Source organism: Levilactobacillus senmaizukei DSM 21775 = NBRC 103853, from assembly GCF_001592085.1.
Lineage (GTDB): Bacteria > Bacillota > Bacilli > Lactobacillales > Lactobacillaceae > Levilactobacillus > Levilactobacillus senmaizukei.
Map to the genome: position 1 here is coordinate 25,417 of NZ_BCWD01000012.1, position 25,652 is coordinate 51,068.

Sequence of the window (25,652 nt, forward strand, 5' to 3'; positions counted from 1 at the left end):
AGAGACGAGGGTGCTTTTTTGGTTACGGTTTGGCTGAATGGTTTCTGGTGAGTTTAGTTGACAGCGTTGGTGGCAACCATTAGAATTAGATTTGTGTCAATCATTATATAAACATCTAAAAAAGTCTGATTTTAAATTAGTCATTTTTGATGATGCGGAGGTGGAATCATGACTGTTCCAAATGTAATCCTCGCAATCATCGCTATCGTTGTTGGTGTCGTGGGCGGTTATTATTATCGAAAATCTGTTCATGAACGTCAGTTAGATGCTGCCAAGTATACGGCCAAAGGTGTACTGGCGGAAGCAAAAAAACAAGCTGAGACTGCAACTAAGGAATCCCTACTGGAAGCCAAGGAAGACAGTCATAAGTACCGTGCAGAGGTCGAGCAAGAGCTGAAAGAACGTCGTGCCGAAGTTCAGAAGCAAGAAGATCGCTTGATTCAACGGGAGGAAACGTTAGACCGGAAGGACAACTCACTGGAAAAACGAGAAAACTCATTGAATCGTCGGGACAAAAAGCTTAATGCTGAAGAGCAGAATTTAGCGAAGAAACAACAACAAGCAGACTCACTGATTGAAAAGCGGCAGTCGGCGGTGGAAGCCGTGGCTGCATTATCCCAGGACGATGCACGGGACCTGATTATTTCGGAGGCTAAGACAGCTCTGGCAGGCGAACGGGCAAAGATGATCAAAGAAAGTGAAGAGACAGCACGCAAGACGGCTCAGGCTAACGCCAAGGACCTGATTGTGTCTGCGATTCAACGGAGCGCTGCTGACATGGTAACTGAAACCACAATTTCTGTGGTCACGTTACCTAATGACGACATGAAAGGCCGGATCATCGGTCGTGAAGGCCGGAATATTCGGACGTTAGAAACCTTGACCGGGATTGACCTGATCATCGATGATACGCCGGAGGCAGTTGTGTTAAGTGGCTTCGACCCCTTGCGGCGAGAAGTGGCTAAGATCGCGTTGGAGAAATTGATTCAAGACGGTCGGATTCATCCGGCCCGGATTGAAGAAATGGTGGCCAAGGCCAAGAAAGAACTGGACGAACGTGTCCGGGAGCTTGGTGAGCAAGCAACCTTTGATCTGGGGATTCATTCGATGCACCCAGAACTGGTTAAACTTGTTGGTCGTTTGAACTTCAGAATTTCTCATGGGCAGAATGCTTTAGCCCATTCAATCGAGGTTGCCAAGATCACTGGGGTGTTGGCGGCTGAATTAGGTGAGGATGTTACGGTAGCAAAGCGTGCGGGATTGTTACATGATATTGGCCGAGCTGCTGAGCATGAAGATGACAACTCATACATTACGACTGGGACTGAATTAGCGAAGAAATATCGTGAAAGCTCAGTTGTCGTGAATGCCATCGCGGCTCAAGCAGATCAAACGGCACCACAGTCTGTGATTGCGGAACTGGTCGGGACTGCTGATTTAATTTCAGCTACTCGTCCAGGTGCACGGTCTGACTCCTTGGAAAGCTACATTCACCGTTTGGATAAATTGGAAACGATTGCCAATGCCTTTGATGGCGTTGACCATAGTTTTGCCATTCAAGCGGGGCGTGAAGTACGAGTCATCGTGCGGCCAGAAAAGATTTCCGACACGGATGCTGTTGTTTTGGCACGAGACATCAAGAAACAGATTGAGGATGATCTGGATTACCCAGGTCACGTCAAGGTTTCGGTCATTCGTGAAGTTCGGTCAGTTGAATATGCAAAGTAAGACAGAGAAGCTAGGCCATTTGGTTCTAGCTTTTTTACGTCGTCAAAGGTTAAAGCATGGTAAAATAGAAAGTATTTAATAGACCAGTGGGCAACAATATGGAACCCAACGCGGTTTTAAGATAGGGGAACGATCATGCGAATTCTTTTTGTTGGTGACGTCGTGGGAAATATTGGCCAGGACATGATTCATGAATACCTGCCACAGTTGAAACGAGACTTGAAGCCCCAGGTCACCATTGTGAACGGTGAAAACTCCACGCCAGTGGGCCGGGGAATCAGTCAAAATATTTATAAACAATTGCTGAAGGATGGGGCCGACGTGGTCACGATGGGGAACCACACGTGGGATAATGCCGAGCTCTATGATTTTATTGGTAGTGCCAAGCGTCTGGTTCGGCCCGCCAATTTTCCTGGGAACGCACCGGGTCAAGGCTGGACGAAGGTTAAGGTGAACCAGCAGACGTTAGCGGTGGTGAATATGCAAGGTCGGGTCTTCATGAATCCCATGGACGATCCGTTTGCCAAGATGCAATCTCTGTTGCCGGAGTTAGATACCGACTTTGTCTTCGTTGATTTCCATGCTGAAACCACGAGTGAGAAGCGGGCTTTTGCCATGCGGTATGATGGTCAATTATCAGCGGTTGTCGGCACCCATACCCACGTTCAGACGAGCGATGCCCAAGTGCTTGCCGGTGGAACGGCATTTATGACAGAGGCTGGTATGACTGGCCCCGCCGACAGTGTGCTTGGAATGCAGGCCGACAGCGTGATTGAACGATTTGAGAACCAGCGACCAACGCGCTACACGGTGCAGGAAGTTGGCCCCGGCCTGTTGTCAGGGGCGGTGCTCGACTTGAACGATAAAACCGGGCATGCTAGCAGCATTCACCCCATTCTAATCAGTCCACAACACCCCTACCAGGCCTAACGATAACGGAAGGATGACCCATTTTTCATGACGAAAGCTAACTTGACGCCAATGATGGTGCAATATCAAAAGATTAAAGACCAGTATCCCGATGCCTTTCTATTTTATCGGCTCGGAGACTTTTATGAGATGTTTAACGAGGATGCGGTAAAGGGGTCACAACTGCTGGAGTTGACCCTGACAACGCGGAGCCATAGCGCAAAGAATCCCATCCCGATGTGTGGTGTGCCGCACAAGGCGGTTCAAAATTATATTGATATCTTGGTTGATCAAGGCTATAAGGTCGCTATTTGTGAACAAATGGAGGACCCCAAATTGGCTAAGGGGATGGTTAAACGGGAGGTCATTCAACTGGTGACACCCGGGACTCAGACCGATACCGGAGCTGCTGGTGCCAAGCGCAATAACTACTTAACGGCGCTGACGATGCCAGCGCAAAAGCAATTTGGATTGGCCTATACTGATCTCTCGACCGGTGAGTTGAAGGCCGCCCAAATGACCAATTTAGATATGGTGGTCAATGAGCTCATGAGCCTGCAAACGAAGGAAGTCGTGGTGGATGACACCATCGCGGATGACTTCCTGGATCGGTTACGACAGCTGGGGATGCTAATTTCCCATCAAGATGATGTCCAAGGCAGTGCCGAAGTCAGCTATGTTGAACAAGATTTGAACACGGCAACTTTGAAACAAGTGGTGGGGTTGTTGGTGACCTATGTCACGGTAACCCAGAAGCGGAGCTTGGCGCACCTGCAACGGGCAGTGGCTTACGAGCCCGCTTCTTTCCTGAAGATGGACCATTCCTCCCAGGTGAATTTGGAAATCACTCAGAACCTGCGGACCAAGAAGAAATCCGGAACCTTACTTTGGCTGTTGGATGAAACCAAGACAGCTATGGGGGGCCGGCTACTGAAACAGTGGCTAGACCGCCCCTTAATCGACCGGGGGGCCATCGAAGATCGTCAAAGCAAGGTGGCCGCCTTGCTGGAACACTACTTTGAGCGGAGTAACTTGCAGGAAGAATTGGTGAAGGTCTATGACTTGGAACGACTGGCTGGCCGGGTGGCCTTTGGCAGCGTCAACGGTCGGGACTTGATCCAGTTACAGACGTCGTTGGAACAGGTTCCTCAGATTGAGCACACGATTGAGGAGCTGGGTGATCCGATCTTCAAATCGCTGCTCCAAAATCTCGATCCGGTGAGCGATGTTGCCGATGCCATTCGGGCCGCAATCGTACCGGAACCGCCCCTGTCCGTGGCTGATGGTGGCGTGATTCGTGATGGGTTTAACGCCCAACTCGATGAGTATCGGGATGCCATGCGTCACGGTAAGAATTGGTTAGCTGAGATGGAAGCGCACGAGCGAGAAGTCACCGGTATTAATAACCTGAAGATTGGTTATAATCATGTTTTTGGCTACTACATCGAGGTTACCAAGGTTAACCTTGATAAGTTGCCAACGGATCGATATGAACGGAAACAAACGTTGGCGAATGCCGAGCGCTTCTCGACGCCGGAGTTAAAAGAAAAGGAGCGACTGATTCTTGAGGCCGAGGAGAAATCCGTGGCGTTAGAGTATCAGTTATTTGTAACGCTTCGAGAACAGGTGAAAACGGCGATTGGGCGGCTACAGAAACTCGCCGCCATTATTGCCAGCTTGGATGTCTTTCAAAGTTTTGCCGTGGTCAGCGAAGATTATCACTTCGTTCAGCCTCAGTTGGTTGCCGGCCATAATTTGAAAATTACTCAGGGACGTCATCCGGTGGTTGAAAAAGTCCTGGGGCGTCAGACCTATGTTCCTAACGACGTTACTATGGACCCAGACACTAATATTCTCCTGATTACCGGGCCGAACATGTCTGGGAAGAGTACCTACATGCGGCAGTTAGCACTGACCGTGATCATGGCTCAGATGGGGTGCTTCGTCCCCGCTGAGGCGGCAGAGATGCCAATCTTCGACCAGATTTTCACCCGAATTGGCGCCGCTGATGATTTGATTTCTGGACAGAGTACCTTCATGGTTGAAATGCAGGAGGCCAACCGGGCATTGAGTAACGCTACGGCCAATAGCCTAATCCTGTTTGATGAGATTGGTCGAGGGACCGCCACCTATGATGGGATGGCCTTGGCGCAAGCTATCATCGAGTATGTTCATAACCGGGTCCATGCCAAGACCCTGTTTTCCACTCACTATCATGAGTTGACGGCGCTCGCAGATACCCTTAAGGAACTGAAAAATGTTCATGTCGGCGCGGTGGAGCGTGATGGCGATCTGGTCTTCTTACATCAGATGCAGCCCGGTCCGGCGGATAAGTCCTATGGGATTCACGTGGCCAAGTTGGCGGGAATGCCTAACAGCCTATTGGGTCGAGCGGAAGTCATTCTGCAAGACTTAGAGGAGGCTGCCGATCAAGAGGCCCCAAAGTTGTCCGCACCAACGACCGCACCGGAAATAACACCGGTAACGCCACAAGCTGCGACGCCAACGACCGCACCTGCTGCGAGTGAGTCGGCACCGACACCAGTTGACGAACAACTCTCGCTCTTCGGTGATGCGGCCGATCTGACACCGGCTCAAGCCAAGGTGCTCCAGCAGATCTCCGGCCTGAATCTGATGGGGATGACCCCAATGGCTGTGATGAATGAAGTTTATAAGTGGCAACAAAAGTTGAGTAAGTAACGAAGAAAGGAAGCCGTGTGCATGGCCAAAATTCATGAATTAGCCTCCGTTTTAGCTGACCAAATCGCGGCTGGAGAAGTCGTTGAGCGTCCAGCTTCGGTGGTTAAGGAGCTGGTTGAAAATGCGATTGATGCTAACAGTACCCAGATTGATATTACGGTTGAAGAGGCCGGTCTGAAGCGGATCATGGTCGTTGATGACGGGGATGGTATTGCCGATGAGGATACGGAGATGGCCTTCAAGCGTCATGCGACCAGTAAAATTACCGACCGCCGGGACCTCTTTCGGATCAAGTCCCTAGGGTTTCGTGGTGAAGCGCTACCTAGTATTGCCTCGGTAGCCGACGTGACCATGGCAACCTCGACCGGGGATGTCGGCACCTTGATCCACAATGTGGGGGGCCAGATTATCACGCACACGGCTGCTGCCGCCCGTAAGGGGACAACGATTACCGTGAAGGATTTATTTGGTAATGTTCCGGCACGATTGAAGTATTTGAAGTCACCGGCAACCGAACTTTCTCGCATTACAGATATTGTGAACCGGTTGGCCTTGAGCTATCCCGACGTCGCGTTTTCCCTGGTCCATGATGGCCGCGAGTTAACGCGTACCACCGGACGAGGTGACCTGCGGCAAGTGATCGCTGGCATCTATGGCGTACAGACCGCCCGCAAGATGGTGGCGATTCAAGGAAAGAACCCAGATTTCACGGTCCAAGGGTATGTGAGTCTGCCAGAGCTAACGCGGGCCAGTCGCCAATACATTTCACTATTGTTAAATGGCCGGTATATTCACAACTTTCAGTTGAGTAAGGCCTTGATTGCTGGTTATGGATCGAAGCTGATGGTGGGGCGTTATCCGATTGCCGTGTTGGACATTCAGATGGATCCGGTGTTGGTGGACGTCAACGTCCATCCGACGAAGCAGGAAGTTCGTATTAGTCAAGAACCGGAGTTGACCCAGTTAATTCAAGAGACTGTATTCAAACGCCTTGCTCAGGAAAATCTGATTCCAGACGTGGCCGATGAGGCGCCAGTTCGTCATCGGGAAAGGGCGACAGCGGATCAACTGACGATGGCGTTGAATGAGGCATCAACGAAATACGAAGCACCGCACGTGACGTCGACGCCTACCCATTCGGCGCCGTCAGTTGCCCAGCCGGAGGTAAAGTCGGCGCGACCAACGTCATCCGCAACGACCACAGCCGGGCCACAACCAATGACTGCCCCTAGCACGGTGCCGGTTGAGCCCTTGATGATTCGGCAACGAACGGATCTTAAGCTGCCAGCGGTTCAGGACTTTGACCAGCGTTATCGTTCCGAACCGGCTTTTGCACCATTGGGTCAGGCCCCGATCGTGACCGACCCAGCCCCCGAGTCGCTAGAACCGGAACCAGTACCTGCACAGCGGTTTCCAGAGCTCAGATATTTGGGCCAGGTTCACGGGACTTATTTGTTAGCGGAAGCGGACGATGGCCTGTATTTGGTGGACCAACATGCCGCTCAGGAACGGGTAAATTACGAGTATTATCGGCAAGCCATTGGTGAGGTGAGCGATGATGAGCAGAAATTATTGGTACCCATCGTTTTAGATTACCCGACCACGGACATTCTGGCCTTAAACGACCATTTGCCAACATTGGCCAGTGTCGGGATTCATTTGGAATCCTTTGGGCCCAACAGCCTGATTGTTCACGAGCACCCAACCTGGTTCAAGGCTGGTCAAGAGACCGATACTATTAAGGAAATGGTGGACTGGGTGTTGAAGGACGGTAAGATTTCGGTAGCGGCCTTCCGTGAGAAGACGGCGATCATGATGAGTTGTAAGCGGGCCATTAAGGCTAACCACCACCTGGATGATCAGCAGGCACGTGCATTGTTAAAGAAGTTGGCAACAGCTGAGAATCCCTTCAACTGTCCCCATGGGCGGCCGGTATTGGTGCACTTTACGGATCAAGATCTGGAGAAGCTCTTCAAGCGGATTCAAGATCCCCATCATAGCGGGGATGATTGGAGTGAGGCCTAGGCTTCCAGTTTGCGGTGCCAGTGTGGTACAATTTGTAAAAGCAAACGTATGTTTTATTTAAAGGAGCTAATTTAACCGATGTATGAATACCTTCGCGGTGTCATTACCGCAGTATATCCCGATCACGTGGTTGTTGACGTGGGTGGCGTGGGTTATTTGGTCAATACGGCCAATCCCTATCGTTACCAGGTCAGTGATGATCCCACGACGATCTATGTGTATCAGGCCGTGAGTGATACCGCTCAAACCCTATATGGGTTCGTTGATTTTGCGGAAAAACAATTATTTTTGAAGCTGATCAACGTGAATGGTATTGGGCCGAAGAGTGCCCTGGCAATTCTCGCCAACCCTGACCATCAAGGACTGCTGGTGGCCATTAAGACCAATGATGTGGGATTCTTGACCAAGTTCCCTGGTGTGGGGAAAAAGACGGCTGGCCAGATCGTGCTTGACTTGCAAAACAAGCTCGATGACTTGGCGCCCAGTGCGGCAGGCGAGCTATTTACGCCGGAAACGGTTCCCGATGTGCCAGACAATTCTGAGCTGGCCGACGCGTTAGCAGCCTTAGGGGCGTTAGGTTATCGGGAGACCGCAGTTAAGAAGATCACACCACAACTCCGTAAGTTTACGGGTAAAACAACGAATGATTATCTAAGCGAAGGCTTACGATTGTTGACGAAATAGTGGGAAGGAGACGAGACAATGGACGATGACGAACGGTTAGTTTCACCAGAACCATCGGATGACCAGGAGGATTCGGTCGAGAAGTCCTTACGTCCCCAGACACTGGCTCAGTACATTGGGCAGGCACCCATCAAACATGAGTTGGGCGTTTATATTCAAGCGGCTAAACAACGAGAAGAATCGCTAGACCATGTGCTTCTATACGGACCACCTGGTCTTGGGAAGACGACGTTAGCGATGGTCATTGCCAACGAGATGGGTGTACAGATTCGGACCACGAGTGGCCCCGCAATCGAGAAGCCCGGGGACTTAGTGGCATTATTAAACGAGTTGCAACCGGGTGATATTCTCTTTATCGATGAAATTCACCGCCTACCTAAAGTCGTTGAAGAAATGTTGTACTCGGCGATGGAAGACTTCTATATCGACATTGTGGTGGGACAAGGACCCACGGCCCATCCGGTACATTTCCCGTTGCCACCATTCACATTGATTGGTGCCACCACTCGGGCTGGGTTGCTGTCGGCGCCGTTGCGGGATCGCTTTGGGATTGTCGAACACATGGCTTATTATGAGACGGCGGATTTGCAGGAGATCGTTTCTCGGTCGGCGGATATTTTCCACACGAAGATTGCCATCGAGGGAGCCCATGAGATTGCCTTACGATCGCGGGGGACCCCCCGAATTGCCAACCGTCTGCTGAAGCGAATTCGGGACTTCGCCGAGGTCTCACCTGACCATACCGCCATTGACCTGGCTATTGTGGACCATGCACTTTCGCTCTTGCGGGTAGATTCCGCGGGACTCGATGCGACGGACATTAAGTTGCTGACCACGATGATTGACTACTACAACGGCGGGCCAGTTGGGCTCAACACGTTGGCAGCCAATGTTGGTGAAGAGACCGAGACGGTGGCTGCCATGTATGAACCCTATCTGTTGCAACGGGGATATCTGAAACGTACCGCTCGGGGACGGGTTGTCACGGCCGCAGGCTATGCGCATCTTGGTCGTCAGCGACCAGATATTAATCAAAAGTGAAAACCGAAAGTTCCACAGGACTTGCGGTTTTCGTTTTGGGTGTTTAGGGTCATTGGCGAGTGAGTGAAGATGACACCGCTTTTTTGAATCGGATGCGAAAGCCCGAACATCTTTAGAAATTCCAGAAATAATTGGACGGATCCCTTAGATTCTGGTAAAGTTGTCCAGTAGATAACTTATGAAGGAGTGAACCAAAAGTGTTTAATACTTTAATCGTCGCCATGGCCAATCCATTTCAAAATAATTCGTCATTATTCATCTTAATTATTTTCTTGTTCCTGTTGTATTTCTTCATGTTGCGGCCACAACAAAAGCAACAAAAGAAGCATCAACAAATGGTTAGTCAAATCAAGAAGGGTGACCACGTGATCACCATTGGTCGCTTGCACGGTGTTGTTGATGAAGTTAACCAAACCGACAAGACGGTTACGCTTGATTGTGATGGCATTTACCTGGTCTTCGACCTACGGGCCATCTCAACGGTATCCGCACCAGCCCCAACTGCGGCGCTCGAACCTGAAACTAAGGACGAAGCCGACAGTGAAGCCAGTGAAACGGTCGACAGTGAAGCTAGCGATAGTGAAGCCGATGCCACGGACGATCCCACAAAGTAAATGATCGATTAGAACGACCCTTAGGGGCCGTTTTTTTGTGCCACAGTAATTGTTAACAAACGAACGTTCGGGTATAATTTACTTACAAAATAAGCCTGGAGGAGGGGAGATCGTTGGTTCCAGAACAATTTACGCAACGCAAGATTATCCATGTCGACATGGATGCCTTCTATGCCTCAATTGAGGAACGCGAGAATCCCGAACTCAAACGCCGTCAGCTGATCATCGCCCAAGATCCCCGGAAGACTGGGGGTAGAGGGGTGGTGACGACGGCCAACTATAAGGCCCGTCAACTCGGGGTTCATTCGGCGATGAATGCTAATGAGGCCCTGAAGTTGGCGCCCAATGCCCTCTTTCAGCCGCCAAACTTCCCGTTGTATCGCCAGGTTTCCGACCAGATTCACGCCATTTTTCATGAATACACGGATAAGATTGAACCGGTGGCGTTTGATGAAGCGTATCTGGATGTAACGGAAAATAAAAAGCACTTACACTCGGCGGTGCAGATCGCCCATGCCATTCAGGCAGAGATTTTTGATCAGACCCATCTGACGTGTTCCACCGGGATCTCCTATAGTAAATTTTTAGCCAAAGAAGCCTCAGATTTTCGCAAGCCAGTCGGGGTGTGCATCATCTTACCGGAAGATGCGCATGATTTCTTGATGGCATTGCCGATCGAACGGTTCCGTGGTGTCGGGAAGAAAACGGTTCCCAAGATGCATGAGTTGGGCATTCAGAACGGGGCCGACCTGTTCAAACGCAGCCAGTTGGAATTGATTCATGATTTTGGCAAGTTTGGGTACATCTTGTATCAGCGAGTGCGGGGGATCGACGAACGACCGGTTGAGTATCAGCGGGAGCGTAAGTCGATTGGCAAGGAGCGGACGTATGGGCCACCACTGACCACGCAGGGAGAGGTTGAGAACCAGCTCCAATATTTGGCTAAGTTGGTGGCGACGACGGTGCGCAAGAAGCAGCGTCACGGCAAGACACTGGTCTTGAAGTTCCGGGACAGTGAATTTCATACCGTGACGAAGCGAGTGACCCAAACGGAGTTTTTAGTCAACGATCCGCAAATCTATTACGATCTGGCCCTGGAACTCTACCACAGCGTGGCGGAGGATGGGGAGCAGGTTCGACTCCTGGGAATCACGATTACTGGATTAGCCCCACAAACATTTGAGAATTTAAAATTGCCGTTATTTGACGATGATCGCCGGAAATAGCAGACTTTCTTTGATATTAAGCCGTAAAACTTGTATACTAAAACGCGGTATCGACGCGGCTAAGTCGAAAAAATCGGATAGAAAACGGGTGGAGCTCATGGCAATTGAAACCGCCATTTTAGATAAAATCAAAGCAGCACAAACGATTATTATTCATCGGCATCAACGACCGGATCCCGATTGTATCGGGGCCCAACTGGCCTTAAGAGGGATTCTGCGAGCTAGTTTTCCCGATAAAACCGTTCTCGCGGTTGGCAAGCACTATCCGGGATTTGATTGGATGGGGCAAGCGGATCAGGACGTTGCCGACGACATGTATCGGGACGCCTTGGTAATTGTGGTCGATACGGCCAACCAACCACGAGTGGACGACGAACGGTGGCAGACTGGTAAATCGGTGATTAAGATTGACCACCATCCCAATGACGATGCCTTCGGTGATCTCCAGTGGGTCCTGGACCAAGCGTCCAGCACTTCGGAGATTATTTACGATTGGTTTGCCGTCAACACAACCGACTTAACGATGCCTGACGATGCGGCACGACTACTATATGCCGGCATTGTTGGTGATACCGGGCGGTTTATGTATCCGGCAACCTCGGCCAATACCCTAGCGGTGGCCGGGAAACTGTTGACGTATAACTTTTCAGCGACGGCCGTTAATCAGGCCGAGGATGAGATTACGCCAGCCCTTGCGCGATTATCAGCTTATTTGTACCAGAACCTAGAGATTTTACCGAGTGGTGCCGCCTTTCTGAAGCTGACCGACGAAATTGTCGAGTCTTTTGGATTGGCAGCGAAGGATTCGACCTCGGCAATTGTCCCGTTACCAGGTAAGATTACCACCGTTGTGGCGTGGGCGATCTTCGTTGAAGCTAAGGACCATACCTTCCGCATTCGTTTGCGGTCGAAGGGACCTTCCATCAACGACCTAGCCAAGCACCACGGTGGTGGCGGCCATGCTTTGGCCAGTGGCGCGACTGCGCACGATCAAGCCGAGATTGACCAGGTTATCCACGAGCTCGACGAGTTAGTGGCTAGCGATAAAGGAGAAAATGAATGACCGTAGATTTTAAAGCATTCAACTTGCAGCCGTATATTATGACGGCGCTGCAAAAGATTAACTTCACCACGCCAACCAAGGTGCAAGAGAAGTTGATTCCGGTAATTGCTTCCGGAAAAGACGTCGTGGGCCAGTCCCAGACGGGGAGTGGTAAGACGCATACGTTCTTACTGCCCATTTTTAACCAACTAACTTCAGAGAACCAGGTCCAGGCGGTGATCACGACTCCTAGTCGGGAACTGGCTTACCAGATTCGAACTGCGGCAGAACAGTTAGCCGCTGAGGCGCCCTTTGAGATTCGGATTGGGAACTACGTTGGGGGAACCGATAAGCAGCGGCAGGTCGCAAAGTTGCATCATTACCAGCCCCAGCTCGTTATCGGGACACCCGGTCGGGTACTGGATTTAATTCAGGACCAAGCCTTGGATGTGCATACGACCCGTCAGTTCGTGGTTGATGAAGCCGACATGACGTTGGACCTTGGCTTTTTGGACCAAGTTGACAAGATCGCCGGCCGGATGCCTAAGCAACTGCAAATGATGGTGTTCTCCGCGACGATCCCGCAACGGTTGGATCCATTCTTACGAAAGTATATGAATCATCCGGTCATTGAAGAAATCCCAACGGCGACGGTGATTAGTTCCACCATTGACAACTGGTTGATTTCCACCAAGGGTCAAAATCGTAATCAATTGATTTACCAATTAATTACGATGGGTGAACCTTATCTGGTCTTAATCTTTGCCAACACGAAGACGCGAGTTGAACAGATTAACGACTTCTTAAAGGCTCAAGGATTAAAGGTTGCTATGATTCACGGGGGAATTAAGCCTCGTGAGCGAAAGCGGGTCATGCGTGAAGTGAAGAACCTGCAATATCAATTTGTCGTGGCCACCGATTTGGCTGCTCGGGGAATTGACATCGAAGGAGTTTCCCACGTCATCAACGATGACATTCCAGAAGATCTTGACTTCTTCATTCACCGAGTCGGCCGAACTGGCCGGCAGGGGATGCCAGGAACGGCGATCACCCTGTACTCACCCGACGAAGAGCGTAAGATTACTGAAATCGAAAAGATGGGCATTAAGTTCCAACCTAAGCGAATCAGTAATGGCGAAATTGTTGATTCCTATGACCGGAACCGGCGGACTAAGCGGGTTAAGAGTACCGCTAAGCTCGACCCAACCTTAATTGGGATGGTCATGAAGAAGAAAAAGAAGATTAAGCCGGGTTACAAGCATCAAATTAAGCAGGCCATTCACGCCAAGAAGGACCAAGAGAAGCGGATCGCTGCTCGACAGAGTGCCCGCAACGAACGAAAGCGGCGGAAACGCGATTCTGACCGCTATAAATAGTCCGTTTCTGGCGTGGCTGAATACGTTCGGCTGCCCGGTTAAACTGAGTGACCTTTGGAATTGACAAGGGCCGGTTAGCCACCTATAATTTTGAATGGACAATTAAATATCTTTCGAGGATATACCCCCAGTTGGCGATTTTCAGAAACGTTTTGGCTGTTGTGAAAAACGATTCGTTAGTTGGTGGGCGCTCCCTCAGTCACATCGCGACTCAGCGTTATGAGTTTAAGAGGTTAACGATTAAAACATCGTTGCAAGTAAAGTGGTACCGCGCTTCGGCGTCTTTACGGGCAACGGTGTTTTTGACATTTTTTGGAGGTTTTTACGAGATGAAAGAGCTATCAAGTAGCCAAATTCGGCAAATGTATCTCGACTTTTTTAAGTCGAAGGGTCACGCAATCGAACCCAGTTCGTCACTGGTTCCTAAGGACGACCCGTCCTTACTCTGGATTAATTCCGGGGTTGCTACGATGAAGAAGTATTTCTCTGGTCAAGTTGTGCCCGAGAATCCACGGATGACCAGTTCACAGAAGAGTATCCGGACCAATGATATTGAAAACGTGGGGAAGACGGCTCGTCACCACACGTTGTTTGAAATGTTGGGGAACTTTTCGGTTGGGGATTACTTCAAGAAGGAAGCCATCACCTGGGCCTGGGAATTACTGACCTCACCCGACTGGTTTGCCTGGGATCCGGACAAGCTGTACATGACGGTTTACCCTAAGGATACGGACGCCAAGGCCGATTGGGAGGCTGCCGGCGTTGCGCCTGACCACATCATTGCGGTTGAGGATAACTTCTGGGACATTGGTGAAGGCCCTTCAGGTCCCGACTCCGAAATCTTCTATGACCGTGGTCAAGCTTTCAACAATCTGGCCGATGACGATCCAGAAAACTATCCTGGCGGTGAAAACGAACGCTATCTGGAAGTTTGGAACATCGTCTTCTCGCAGTTTAACCACGAACCAGATGGGACCTACAAGCCGTTGCCTCGTAAAAACATTGATACGGGGATGGGGCTCGAACGGGCCGTTTCCATTTTCCAAAATGCGAAGACCAACTTTGAAACCGACCTCTTCTTACCAATTATCGAAAAGACCGCTGAGCTCAGCGATGGTAAGACCTACGGGGAAAACCAGGAAGACGACGTGGCCTTCAAGGTCATTGCCGACCATGCGCGGGCGATTACCTTCGCCATCGGTGACGGTGCCATGCCAAGTAATGAAGGTCGGGGGTACGTGATCCGGCGCTTGATTCGGCGAGCTATTGTGAATGGCCAAAAGTTAGGCATTCAAGGGGCCTTCTTGGACCAATTAGTGCCGGTCGTTGGCAAGATCATGCGATCCTACTATCCTGATGTCTTGAAGCAGGCAGACTACATTGCCAAGATCATCCGTTCCGAAGAGGATCGGTTTGGTGAAACCCTTGATGGTGGCTTGAATCTGTTGAACAGCGTCATTGCCGACTTGAAGAAACAGGGCGGTACCCAAATCGATGGTGCCGATGCCTTCAAACTTTATGACACGTATGGTTTCCCGGTTGAACTAACAGAAGAGTATGCGGACGACCAAGGCATTACGGTCGACCAAGCAGGCTTTAAGGCTGAAATGCAAAAGCAAAAGGACCGGGCCCGGAACGCCCGGGGCAAGCAAACGGCGATGGGCTTACAACATGATCTGCTGATCAATGTTAAGACGCCTAGCGAATACGTGGGCTACACGCAACTGACGACTGAGAGTGCCATGACGGAGTTAGTGGTTGACGACAAGTTAGCCGACGACGTCACGAGTGGTGTCGCGCAAGCCATGTTTGCCCAAACGCCGTTCTACGCCGAAATGGGTGGTCAAGTGGCCGACAAGGGGAATATCTTGGATGAGGCTGGCAACGTTGTTGCCCACGTCACCGACGTTCAGCATGCGCCTAACGGTCAAAACCTGCATACACTTGACGTGGTAGCCCCAATGAAGAAAGGCACCACTTACAAGTTAGTCGTTGACCAAAAGTTCCATAGCAAGGTTGAGAAGAACCATACGGCGACCCATTTATTGGACAAAGCGCTTCGTGAAGTCTTTGGTGAACACACCCAACAGGCCGGCTCCTTAGTTGAAGGGGACTACTTGCGCTTTGACTTCACCCATTTTGGTCAGGTTGATCCAGCCGATTTGGCGAAGGCGGAAGCCATCGTCAACGAGAAGATCTTTGCGGAACTGCCCGTTACCACGGTGGAAACGGATATTGAATCCGCTAAGAAGATGGGCGCAATTGCCCTGTTTAGCGAAAAATATGGCAAAGTCGTTCGGGTGGTTAGTGCTGGGGATTTCGTCACTGAGTTCTGTGGTGGGAACCACGTCAAGAACACCAATGAAATTGGCTTGTTCAAGATTGTTTCCGAAGCGGGGGTTGGTGCCGGTGTTCGACGGATTGAAGCCGTGACTTCGGCTGCAGCCTACAACTACTTGCATGATCATGACAACATTCTCCAAGCGATTGGTCATGACCTGAAGGTTAACCAAGTGACAGATACCGAGGCTCGGGTACAGGCTTTACAAGCTCAGGTCAAGGCACTACAACAAAAGCAGGCGGAACTAGAAGGCAAGTTAGCTAGTCAAGAAGCCGACTCCGTCTTTGACCAAGTCACGACGGCGGGCAATTACCGTCTCATCAGCGGGACCGTTCAGGTTTCCAAGATGGACCAATTGCGGGCATTGGCAGACAAATGGCGTGAACAGGCCTTGTCTGATGTGTTAGTATTGGGTGCCGAAGTGAATGGCAAGGCCAACTTGATCGTAGCGGTCAGTGCTGATAAGCAGAAGCAAGTTAAGGCTGGTGACCTAATCAAGGCCATTTCACCGAAGATCGATGGTGGTGGCGGTGGTCGTCCTAACTTGGCCCAGGCCGGTGGGAAGAACCCGACAGGCCTGCCAGATGCAATGACAGCGGCAACGACATGGCTTGAAGCACAAGACTAATCTGGTGTATTACGAATAGATTAAATTGTGGAGGGGCCGTTGTAGTTTCACAAGCGATCAGGTAGAATTGAGACTAAATGAGGAAGTGCGGGGGTGTTTTATAGTGAGTTCATTAGACAAAACGATGTATTTCGACTTTGGTGCTAATCAACCCAAAGATGTTCATGATACACTGGTAACGGTTTATCAAGCACTAGAAGAAAAGGGTTATAATCCCATTAATCAGATTGTCGGTTACCTACTATCAGGCGATCCTGCATATATTCCGCGCATCAACGATGCCCGGAACTTAATTCGTAAGCACGAGCGCGACGAAATCATTGAAGAATTGGTTCGGTTTTATCTGAACCAGAATGGACCGGTGAAGCCTTCATGAAGTTAATGGGATTAGATGTCGGGTCGCGAACCGTTGGGATTGCGATCAGTGATGCTTTGGGCTGGACGGCTCAGGGGATTGAAATCATCCGCATTAACGAAGACGAAGAGGTCTTTGGTTTAGACCGGGTTGGCGAATTGGTCGCTAGCCACGAGGTTGGAGGATTTGTTGTAGGCCTTCCTAAGAATATGAATAATACTCTGGGACCTAGAGCGGAGGCTTCACAACGTTATGGTCAAATGTTGACGGACCGGTTTCATTTACCCGTTGACTTCGAAGACGAACGGTTGACAACGGTTGAGGCCGAGCGTATGTTGGTTGAACAAGCCGACACATCTCGGAAAAAGCGCAAGCGCGTGATTGATAAATTAGCAGCCGGGTTAATCCTGCAGAACTATTTAGATCGGCACGGAAAATTAACCCGAGAAAAGTGAGGTTTCCCATGAACGAAGACCAAGAACAAATTACTTTAGTAGACGAAAACGGTAACGAAGAATTATACGACGTTTTATTCACGTTTGAATCCGATGATTTCGGTAAGTCATACATCTTGATTTACCCATCTGGCAAGAGCGATGATGAAGAGGTTGATATTCAAGCATATGCCTTACCAGCAGACGATGATCCAGCTAACCCTTCCGGTGGCGATCTCCAACTGATTGAATCCGATGACGAATGGGATATGGTTGAATCCGTATTGAACACTTTCTTAGCTGATGGGACCATTGATCCTAACGCCGGCAAGAAGGACTAGTTTAAAACGAGAAAGGACGGAAGGAATTCCGTCCTTTTTTGTACGCTCAAAGCGTGGGCGAATGGCTCGTTTAATGTTAAAATAAGGCATTGTGTCTAACAGGGGGAAGAAAAAATGACTGAAAACACCCACCGGTTTAAGGCCGTCATTGCGGGTAAGACGTACACGATTGTTGGCCAGGCCACGGACGAGCACATGCGGGCTGTGACCACGGTACTAAATGAACAATATTCACAGCTTAAAAAGCTGTCACCAAACATGTCTAAGGAAGACGCGGCCATTCTAATGGCTTTTAATGCTGTTTCTGACCAATTAAAGCTGAAGGCCGCTAACGACACGGAATCTACTTCAGACGCGTCCACAGAGGAAACCAAGTAGCGTGTTATTGAATATAGGTATCATCCTGGTGTTGGCCTGGGGATTCTGGCGGGGCTACCGGCGGGGATTGGTTTTACAGGCTTTGACCACCATTGGTTACTTGGCCGTTTGGCTGATTGCTCGGGTCGTGGCGCAACCGTTAGCCAGTGGTATCAGTGGGATGTTCTCCGGCGGGACCCAGCTGAATCAGTCCGCCGGCACGGTGGCAGCGAACGATGCTGGGGCCTTCTTTTTGAATGGGTTGGTCTTTTCGAGCATCCTGACGATCGGGTACTTTATTGTTCGCCACTTTGCCCGCCGGGTGAATCGGATTACCCGTATTCCGGTGCTGCATCAAGTTAACGCCTTATTGGGTGGAACGATTAATCTCGTAATCCGTTACGTGGTTGTCTTTATTATTTTGAATCTATTAATCTTATTACCAATTGACTCTTTTCAACGGCGCTATGACACGGCCCCGGTTGCTCAGTGGATTGTCAAAAAGACCCCGGTCTTATCGACCGAGATCCACCACTGGTGGCTGAAGTAAGTCATTAGCCCCGTCAGTCAGCGAGAGGAGAAGCTGATGAATCAGAAAACTTTAAAAATTATGGAATATGACCGCATTAAGCAGGTCCTGCGGGGGTTCTTGGTGTCGGCCGCCGGTCAGCATGAGTTGAATGAACTCCAGCCGACCTCTAATGCCGATCACTTACAGAAGTGGTTGGATGAAACTAAGGATGGGGCGGATATTTATCGCTTAGAGAGTGGTATTCCGCTGCCTAAGCTCGATGATATTCGGCCACATCTGCACCGTTTGGCCATGGAGGCGGCCTTAAACGGCCTGGAATTGGCGCAGATTAGTCGGGTCCTGTGGACCACGGCTTCGGTGGCCAAGTTCTTTGCCGATCTGGCGGAACGTGAACTGACACTTCGGCGCTTGGACCGAGTCGTGAAGGGTCTGGTGACCTTACCAGATGTGACGCGGCGGTTGCGAACTTCATTGGAGGGTGACGGCCATATCACTGATGAGGCGTCACCGGCCTTGAAATTGATTCGACAACACATTACCCAAACGGAGGCGGCCATTCGTTCCATGATGGACCAGTACACCCGGGGTAAGGATGCCAAGTATTTAAGCGAAACCATTGTGACAATTCGTGACGATCGTTATGTGATCCCCGTTCGTGCCGAGTATAAACAACGCTTCGGTGGGATCGTGCATGACCAAAGCGCCAGCGGCCAAACGCTGTTTATCGAGCCTCAAGCGGTGGTGAGCCTGAATAACCGGCTACGGCAAAATCAAATCGATGAACGCCATGAGGAACAACGAATTTTGGCCGAGCTCACGGCCTTACTGGAACCCTACCAAGAAGAAATCTTACGAAATGCTGAGTTATTGGGCCATTTGGACTTTGTTAACGCCAAGGCACGGTATGCCCACCAACTGCGTGCGACGGAGCCTAAATTATCCGCGGATAATCAAGTTAACCTGCGGCAAGCTCGGCATCCGTTGATTGACCAGCATAAGGTCGTTGCCAATGATATTGCGATCGGTCGCGACTATAAGGCGATCATCGTCACTGGTCCGAACACCGGTGGGAAGACGATTACTCTGAAGACGTTGGCATTGGTGCAACTGATGGGACAATCTGGTCTATTTATTCCGGCAAACGAGAATAGTGTGATCGGGGTCTTCGATGATATCTTTGCGGATATCGGTGATGAACAATCGATCGAACAGAGTCTGAGTACTTTCTCGGGGCATATGGAAAACATTGTGGCAATCTTGAAGCAGGCGGATAAACGGAGCCTGATCGTCGTCGACGAACTGGGTGCCGGGACTGACCCTCAAGAAGGGGCCGCCTTGGCGATTGCCATTTTAGATGAGATCGGGACGCTGGGTAGCTATGTGATGGCTTCGACCCACTATCCCGAGTTAAAGGCCTATGGTTACAATCGGCCCGAGACCATTAATGCCAGCATGGAATTTGACGGCGAAACCCTGCAGCCGACGTATCATTTGCTGATTGGGATTCCTGGTCGGAGTAATGCCTTGGACATTGCCGCTAGACTGGGGATGCCTAGTCAGGTAATCACGGCGGCTCGTGGCTTAACGGATCAAGACAGTCAGGACTTGAATGCCATGATTAGTGATTTGACCGAACAGAAGCGACGAGTGGATCGCGACTATGACGACTTACAAGGGCAATTAAAGGAAACGACCGCCTTACACGAAGACTTGCAGAAGCAATTTGACCAGTATCAACGGCAAAAGGATCAGCTGATGTTGGATGCCAAGCGTGATGCGAACCGACTGGTTGACGAATCGCGGAAGCGGGCCAACCAGATCATTTCGGACCTGCGTAAGAAGCAGTTAGCCGCTGGCCAGAGCGTGGTCAAGGAAGACGAGTTGATTGCTGCCCAAGGGGCGTTGAATGCCCTTCAACAAGATACGAAGTTGAAGAAGAACCGGGTCTTGCGGCGTGAGAAAGCTAAACTCGATTTTCATAAGGGTGACAATGTTTTGGTGAAGTCCTATGGTCAGGTTGGGGTTTTGATGCAACAGTTAGACGACCAACACTGGGAAGTTCAGCTGGGGATCTTGAAGATGAAGATTGCGGTTAATGACCTGGAACGGACTAAAGATCCGGCCAAGTCTAAGAAACAACCGCGGGCCAGCGTTAAGCGGAGTGGATCGAGTGGCATGTCACCAACCCTGGACCTACGGGGACATCGTTACGAAGAAGCGATGCAAGAGGTTGACCGCTACATCGATTCGGCCCTATTGGCCGGCTATCCATCCGTGACGATTATTCACGGTAAGGGAACCGGGGCCTTGCGAACCGGGGTCACGAACTATTTGAAGCGGAATAAACGCGTGAAGGATTTCGGCTTCTCGGCACCCAATGCGGGTGGCGATGGATCGACCGTGGTACGGTTTAAGTAGCGCTAATAAATTGTAAGCAACTTAGTTGTGATTTCGCTAATTTCTGGTAGACTATGGGTTGCAGACAATGATAACTTTGGATAGGGAGGCAATAATTTATGGTTACAGAAACGACTGATAAGACGTTTGAAGCCGACACGGCCGATGGCGTAACGTTGACTGACTTTTGGGCAACTTGGTGTGGTCCTTGTCGGATGCAGTCACCAGTAGTTGAACAACTGGCTGACGAAATGGACAACGTGACCTTCAACAAGATGGACGTTGATGCAAACCCTAACACACCCCAATCATTTGGGATTATGAGTATTCCAACGTTGCTGGTTAAGAAAGACGGCAAGGTTGTTGACTCCATTGTGGGTTATCATTCAAAAGACCAATTAAAGAAGATTCTTGACCAATACCTGGAAGCATAGAGGTGTAGGTTAAGCAAAAAGGACGATCACCATTTGGTGGTCGTCCTTTTATTTTTAGTCAGTCGCTTTTTCTGTTGCATGATGATTAACGATGGTCAACGGCATTGGGGCGTCAAAGTCCGGAATCAGGTTTTCTGGGTCGGTATATACCGCAAACGTCACGGTATTGGAGCGTAGCTTCCGAGGCGTCTCGATCGGTTCTGCCTCAGTCAGGACCCCTAATTGTTGCGCCATCATTTCGGCTAGGAAGCCGGCCTCTAGCGTGAAATCAGCGGCGGTATCCAGTTCCTTGTGTAACTTCACGGGTTCACCGGAAAGTTGCCACTGGGTCATGTCGGCCGTTTGTTTAAGTAACGTTAAGTCACCAAAGCCGGCCTGTTTGAAGAAGACCTGGGCATCCTTAGGGCTACCAACGGGGAAACGTCTAGCCAACGCTTTACCAGCCCAGTAACTGATATCACCCTTATCATTGCCTAATAGTTCTGACAAGAGGGCATCACGCATTAAGAATTGAGGTAGGTAGGGGGCGCCGTCAGGGTCACTCATGACGGTCTGATATAGATTATTCACGATTATTGACTCCTTCATCCGATAGTTTATACGGCCTATTATACCGTACTTTAGCGGTAAAATTAGGTTCCAGAGAAACTTAAATGATTTTTATCACCCATGGGTCGTTGAGACTGAGTGGTTGCTTGAATCTATCTGGCAAAAAGGCGATAATAAAATTTCAGGTAGGCTAAACGGTCGCTTTGATCATTCCGGTGGTCGAGGTTGCCGGTTGGTGGAACCGTTGGGAAGGTGACCGGCCCAAGGTGTCGGGAGTCTTGCCTGAAGATGGACTGGTTAGCGAGATGGAGGCGGAGACCCAAAATGGAACGAACACTGGTGATAGCAACGAACAACCCGGGAAAAGCCCGCGAGTTTCGGGCGATTTTTGAACCCAAGGGCTTTACGGTGAAGACCCTGGCCGATTTCCCTGATCTGCAGCAGATCAATGAAACGGGTAAGACTTTTACTGAGAATGCCACGTTGAAGGCGACAGCGGTCGCTGAGGCTACGCAATTGACGGTCTTGGCTGATGATTCCGGATTGATGGTGGATGCGTTAGACGGCGCACCAGGCATCTATTCTGCCCGCTACGCTGGAGACCATGATGATGCCAAGAACAATGCCAAGCTACTCGCCAATCTGGCGGACGTTCCCGCCGACAAGCGTGGGGCGGCCTTTCATACGAGTTTGGTCCTACGCAAGCCCAACGGTCACCAGTTGGTGACGACGGGGGAGGTTCGCGGTCGGATCCTCACCGCGCCGCGTGGCGAGGATGGTTTTGGTTATGATCCGTTATTCTACGTTCCTAGTGAGCGGCTGACCTTTGCGGAGATGCCACTGGCAACCAAGAATCAGCACAGTCACCGGGCTAAAGCTACGACGGCCATGTTACCGCTCTTCGATGAATGGTGGGAGGCTGAACAATGAGTAAATGGCTGGTAATCAGTGATAACCACGGGGATGTCGATATCTTATCGAAGATGCAGACCGTGCTCCAGCCAGACGTGGTCTTCCACTGCGGCGATTCCGAAATGGCTCACGATGATCCTTGGTTCAAAGGGGTCTACGCGGTTCAGGGAAATATGGACTACGATAGCGAATTTCCATTAGTCGAAACGCCGACCATTGATGGCCTCAAGGTGTTATTGACGCATGGCCACTACGATGCCGTTCACTGGGACCTGACCAAATTAAGCCTCCACGCGGATGAGGAACAGGCAGACGTCGTCTTCTTTGGCCATACCCATGAATTGGCGGTCGAGGTCACGGGTGGCCATTTGTTTGTTAATCCTGGAAGTATCAGTCAACCACGGGGTGAGTTTCGCCGCCTCGGTGGGACTTGTGCTCTTTTAACGGTTGACGACCAGCAAGTGAAGGTTCAATATTATACTAGAGATGGACAACCGGTGCCCGATTTGGCTTTTGTCTATCAAAGATCACAATTCTAGAAAGGATGACTTGACCCATGATTGACCCTGCTGTTGAGCAGATGTTACGAGAAGATCCAGCAAGCTACGTGATTCCAGCGGAGGTGGTTGCCAATGTGACGGCGACCAATACCTTGGAACATGCCCTGATGGTCCTGTCGAAAGTGGGCTACAGTCGTGTCCCCGTCCTGGATCCCGATGATCGGCTCCAAGGGATGATTTCATTGGCAGCCATTACAGACCGCCTACTCCATGTGCCTGGTGCGGCGGTCGATCAGCTGAGCCGTTACACCGTGGCGGATGCCATGTTGCCCGTTGACCACTGGGTGGACGACCCAGCTAAGCTGGAAACCATTTTGAATTACATGATCGACGAGCCGTTTGTGCCGCTGGTCAATGAAGATGGGATCTTTCAAGGCATTATTACCCGACGAGAGATTTTGAAACGCGTTAACTATCTGGCACATAACTTAAATGATCAATACAATGTGACGCCAAAAGAACACACTGAGTCATAAGGACTTTTAGAGGGCAACCATTATCGGTTGCCTTTTTTGTAAAAAAATCACCTCATCAAGAGATGAGGTGACGGCGCCCATGTTTATTTATTGGGGACCGTGGCGTGACTGGGTAGGGTGATGCCGGCCTGGCGGATGGCCTTTAGGTAAGCCGTTAGGAAAGTGGCTTGAATGGTAAATTGGCTGCCGCTCTTCGCGACCACCACGACCTGATAGACCAGCTCGCCGGTTGGCAAGGTGACGACTCCGGTCAGGATCGGTTCACCAATCACACTAGGGTGCTCCGGTAAAAGCTTGGCATTGGTGTCGGCGATGATGCTTGGCAGTTGTTCCACCGGTGTGGTGGGCGCGATGGGAATGTTGACCGTGGCGTGCATGTTATTACGCGATCGGTTGGAAATGATGGTAATATTTCGATTGGGAATAAAATTAATTGTCCCATCCGCGCTGGTCACCTGGGTGGTGCGCAATCCCATGTTGGTGACGGTTCCTTCGATCGTTCCGATCTTAACGGAATCACCAACGTCTAGCTGCTGTTCGAATAGGATGGAAATCCCAGTGACTAGATCGCTGACAAAGCCTTGGGCCCCGAGTCCTAGAGCTAAACTGAAGATTCCGGCGCCGGCGATGAGCGTGCCCACCGGCACCCCCAAGGTGGACAGGAGAGCGTAAATCCAGAAGAATAGGATGGTATAATGAAATAGATTCATGCTTAGCATACTAATGGTTTGCACGCGGTTACTCGATCCGGATTTGGGAATCAGGTAGCGCTTAAAGCTCCGGTTCAAAATGGCTTTACCGACTAGGTTAATCACGAAGAAGAGCAGGGTCAGTGAGACCAGAGTCAAGAAGCGACTGGTAATCAGATGGAGAAATTTTTCGCCACTAAAGGAATTGAGATAATTTTGAAACCACTTAGATGAAGTGGTCGACGTTGCGACTAGGTCCATCAAGGGATGAGCCTCCTTTGCTCAGTGTATTTAGAGTCTAGTTTAGCAGACTTTGACGGTTCCGGGTGAGGGAGATTGGAATTGCTCGTGAAATTAGGGATTTAATTGCGTGTGACCGGCGAGAATGCTATTCTATTGATAAGTAAATGAGCACAAGGAGGGGTTGTCATGACCGGTGGACAAGTAGCGGGCCTGATTGCAGCAATTGCATTCTTAATCTTGGTCCTCTTCATTGGCATGTTCTTAGTAAAGATGAATAAAACGTTGAGTGAGGTTAATCGCTCGATGAAAACCATGACGTCGGATGTGGACGTGATTAGTCACCAAGCAGAAGATATTATGGCTAACGCCAATGAGTTACTGGAAGACGTGAACAAGAAGGTTGCCACGATCGATCCGGTTTTCCAGGCCGCCGCTGACTTAGGCGAGAGCGTTTCGGACCTGAATACCGCTACCCGGAACCTAACGGAAAAGGTGGGCGACACGGCTAAGCAAACGGCCAAGACGACGTTAGCTGCCCGGGTTGGTAAGACCGCATTTGATTTATATCGGAATCATAAAAATAAGGATTAATCACGGAAAGGGAGTCATGAGAATGGCAAAACACAAGTTATTAGCAGGATTAGTACTGGGTGGGGCAGCGGTTGCTGCCTACCATGCACTCGACCTGGAACAGCGGGAAGCCTTGAAAGATGCTTGTCGTGAACGGGTGAATGCCTTGAAAGACCGCGCCGTAGATTACGCCTTTTATGCCGCCGATGCCGCCGATGATTTCAAGGAATCCTTGAATGATCATTTGGCAGCTAAGACGGATGCACCAGCTTGGCAAACCTTAAACGATGATGATACGGCGGACGATGCTGACGATGACATCGTTTTGAAGAGTGCCGAAGTGGCCGATCTGAATGACAATGCCGCCGGTGACGATGAAGCCAGTGACGACACCGTCGATCCCACTGATGACACCAGCGACTCGGACGCCGACTAAAAACAAACCGACTAAAAAAGCTCGTCGAAATTAACTTCGACGAGCTTTTTTTA

General features: G+C 50.3%; 25 protein-coding genes. 23 read left to right on the forward strand and 2 right to left on the reverse strand.

Annotated elements, in window-relative coordinates; translation table 11 throughout:
- Positions 1-168 precede the first annotated feature (168 nt).
- The 18 genes from rny (at position 169) to trxA (ending at position 21,164) form a co-directional block, all read left to right on the forward strand.
- Complete coding sequence (gene rny / locus LSE01S_RS05955; RefSeq protein WP_061776716.1) at positions 169-1,728, forward strand: ribonuclease Y; 1,560 nt, start codon at positions 169-171, stop codon at positions 1,726-1,728.
- A gap of 135 nt (positions 1,729-1,863) precedes the next feature.
- Complete coding sequence (locus tag LSE01S_RS05960; RefSeq protein WP_061776717.1) at positions 1,864-2,658, forward strand: TIGR00282 family metallophosphoesterase; 795 nt, start codon at positions 1,864-1,866, stop codon at positions 2,656-2,658.
- Between the two features lie 27 nt (positions 2,659-2,685).
- Positions 2,686-5,337 carry a DNA mismatch repair protein MutS gene (gene mutS / locus LSE01S_RS05965; RefSeq protein WP_061776718.1) on the forward strand — a complete coding sequence of 884 codons (2,652 nt, stop codon included), beginning with the start codon at positions 2,686-2,688 and terminating at the stop codon, positions 5,335-5,337.
- Positions 5,338-5,358: 21 nt separating this feature from the next.
- Complete coding sequence (gene mutL / locus LSE01S_RS05970) at positions 5,359-7,362, forward strand: DNA mismatch repair endonuclease MutL (protein WP_061776719.1); 2,004 nt, start codon at positions 5,359-5,361, stop codon at positions 7,360-7,362.
- A 78-nt stretch (positions 7,363-7,440) separates the two neighbouring features.
- Entirely contained in the window at positions 7,441-8,046 is a 606-nt protein-coding gene (ruvA, locus tag LSE01S_RS05975) for a Holliday junction branch migration protein RuvA (protein ID WP_061776720.1), read from the forward strand.
- Positions 8,047-8,064: 18 nt separating this feature from the next.
- Complete coding sequence (gene ruvB / locus LSE01S_RS05980; RefSeq protein WP_061776721.1) at positions 8,065-9,087, forward strand: Holliday junction branch migration DNA helicase RuvB; 1,023 nt, start codon at positions 8,065-8,067, stop codon at positions 9,085-9,087.
- 221 nt (positions 9,088-9,308) lie between these two features.
- A complete protein-coding gene (gene yajC / locus LSE01S_RS05985; protein ID WP_061776749.1) occupies positions 9,309-9,701 on the forward strand; it encodes a preprotein translocase subunit YajC in 393 nt (130 codons plus the stop codon).
- Between the two features lie 158 nt (positions 9,702-9,859).
- Entirely contained in the window at positions 9,860-10,927 is a 1,068-nt protein-coding gene (gene dinB / locus LSE01S_RS05990; RefSeq protein ID WP_156470483.1) for a DNA polymerase IV, read from the forward strand.
- A gap of 97 nt (positions 10,928-11,024) precedes the next feature.
- Complete coding sequence (locus LSE01S_RS05995; protein WP_061776723.1) at positions 11,025-11,990, forward strand: DHH family phosphoesterase; 966 nt, start codon at positions 11,025-11,027, stop codon at positions 11,988-11,990.
- Positions 11,987-13,345 carry a DEAD/DEAH box helicase gene (locus LSE01S_RS06000; RefSeq protein WP_061776724.1) on the forward strand — a complete coding sequence of 453 codons (1,359 nt, stop codon included), beginning with the start codon at positions 11,987-11,989 and terminating at the stop codon, positions 13,343-13,345. Before LSE01S_RS05995 ends, LSE01S_RS06000 begins: the two co-directional genes overlap by 4 nt.
- Positions 13,346-13,674: 329 nt before the next feature.
- Positions 13,675-16,314 (forward strand): alanine--tRNA ligase, encoded by a 2,640-nt coding sequence (gene alaS, locus LSE01S_RS06005; RefSeq protein ID WP_061776725.1) that lies wholly within the window; start codon positions 13,675-13,677, stop codon positions 16,312-16,314.
- A gap of 103 nt (positions 16,315-16,417) precedes the next feature.
- Positions 16,418-16,690 carry an IreB family regulatory phosphoprotein gene (locus tag LSE01S_RS06010; RefSeq protein ID WP_024746979.1) on the forward strand — a complete coding sequence of 91 codons (273 nt, stop codon included), beginning with the start codon at positions 16,418-16,420 and terminating at the stop codon, positions 16,688-16,690.
- A complete protein-coding gene (gene ruvX / locus LSE01S_RS06015) occupies positions 16,687-17,124 on the forward strand; it encodes a Holliday junction resolvase RuvX (RefSeq protein ID WP_061776726.1) in 438 nt (145 codons plus the stop codon). Before LSE01S_RS06010 ends, ruvX begins: the two co-directional genes overlap by 4 nt.
- 8 nt (positions 17,125-17,132) lie before the next feature.
- On the forward strand, positions 17,133-17,444 hold the full coding sequence (locus tag LSE01S_RS06020) for a DUF1292 domain-containing protein (protein WP_061776727.1): 312 nt from the start codon (positions 17,133-17,135) through the stop codon (positions 17,442-17,444).
- Between the two features lie 114 nt (positions 17,445-17,558).
- Positions 17,559-17,822 (forward strand): cell division protein ZapA, encoded by a 264-nt coding sequence (locus LSE01S_RS06025; RefSeq protein WP_061776728.1) that lies wholly within the window; start codon positions 17,559-17,561, stop codon positions 17,820-17,822.
- 1 nt (position 17,823) lies between these two features.
- Positions 17,824-18,351, forward strand: coding sequence for a CvpA family protein (locus LSE01S_RS06030; RefSeq protein WP_061776729.1), 528 nt, complete (start codon positions 17,824-17,826; stop codon positions 18,349-18,351).
- Positions 18,352-18,387: 36 nt separating this feature from the next.
- A complete protein-coding gene (locus LSE01S_RS06035) occupies positions 18,388-20,751 on the forward strand; it encodes an endonuclease MutS2 (protein ID WP_061776730.1) in 2,364 nt (787 codons plus the stop codon).
- Positions 20,752-20,849: 98 nt separating this feature from the next.
- Positions 20,850-21,164, forward strand: coding sequence for a thioredoxin (trxA, locus tag LSE01S_RS06040; RefSeq protein ID WP_061776731.1), 315 nt, complete (start codon positions 20,850-20,852; stop codon positions 21,162-21,164).
- 54 nt (positions 21,165-21,218) lie between these two features.
- Here the strand turns inward: trxA and LSE01S_RS06045 are convergent, their stop codons facing one another.
- Positions 21,219-21,734 carry a YslB family protein gene (locus tag LSE01S_RS06045; protein WP_235808308.1) on the reverse strand — a complete coding sequence of 172 codons (516 nt, stop codon included), beginning with the start codon at positions 21,732-21,734 and terminating at the stop codon, positions 21,219-21,221.
- A 303-nt stretch (positions 21,735-22,037) separates the two neighbouring features.
- Here LSE01S_RS06045 and LSE01S_RS06050 point away from each other — a divergent pair, with 303 nt between their 5' ends.
- From LSE01S_RS06050 to cbpB, 3 genes are read left to right on the forward strand one after another with little or no spacing between them, the layout of a single operon-like run.
- Positions 22,038-22,643: an XTP/dITP diphosphatase gene (locus LSE01S_RS06050; protein ID WP_061776732.1), complete on the forward strand. Its 606-nt coding sequence runs from the start codon at positions 22,038-22,040 to the stop codon at positions 22,641-22,643.
- Complete coding sequence (locus LSE01S_RS06055; protein ID WP_061776733.1) at positions 22,640-23,164, forward strand: metallophosphoesterase; 525 nt, start codon at positions 22,640-22,642, stop codon at positions 23,162-23,164. Before LSE01S_RS06050 ends, LSE01S_RS06055 begins: the two co-directional genes overlap by 4 nt.
- 17 nt (positions 23,165-23,181) lie before the next feature.
- Positions 23,182-23,661: a cyclic-di-AMP-binding protein CbpB gene (gene cbpB, locus LSE01S_RS06060; protein WP_061776734.1), complete on the forward strand. Its 480-nt coding sequence runs from the start codon at positions 23,182-23,184 to the stop codon at positions 23,659-23,661.
- Between the two features lie 83 nt (positions 23,662-23,744).
- Here cbpB and LSE01S_RS06065 read toward each other — a convergent pair whose 3' ends face one another.
- On the reverse strand, positions 23,745-24,611 hold the full coding sequence (locus tag LSE01S_RS06065; protein ID WP_061776735.1) for a mechanosensitive ion channel family protein: 867 nt from the start codon (positions 24,609-24,611) through the stop codon (positions 23,745-23,747).
- A gap of 168 nt (positions 24,612-24,779) precedes the next feature.
- On the opposite strand from LSE01S_RS06065, the gene LSE01S_RS06070 reads away from it, so the two are divergent.
- The gene (locus LSE01S_RS06070) at positions 24,780-25,184 is read left to right on the forward strand and encodes a DUF948 domain-containing protein (protein ID WP_061776736.1); all 405 of its coding nucleotides are present in this window, start codon (positions 24,780-24,782) and stop codon (positions 25,182-25,184) included.
- Between the two features lie 22 nt (positions 25,185-25,206).
- Positions 25,207-25,599, forward strand: a complete 393-nt coding sequence (locus LSE01S_RS06075) for a hypothetical protein (protein ID WP_061776737.1) — start codon at positions 25,207-25,209, stop codon at positions 25,597-25,599.
- The last annotated feature ends 53 nt before the right edge of the window (positions 25,600-25,652 follow it).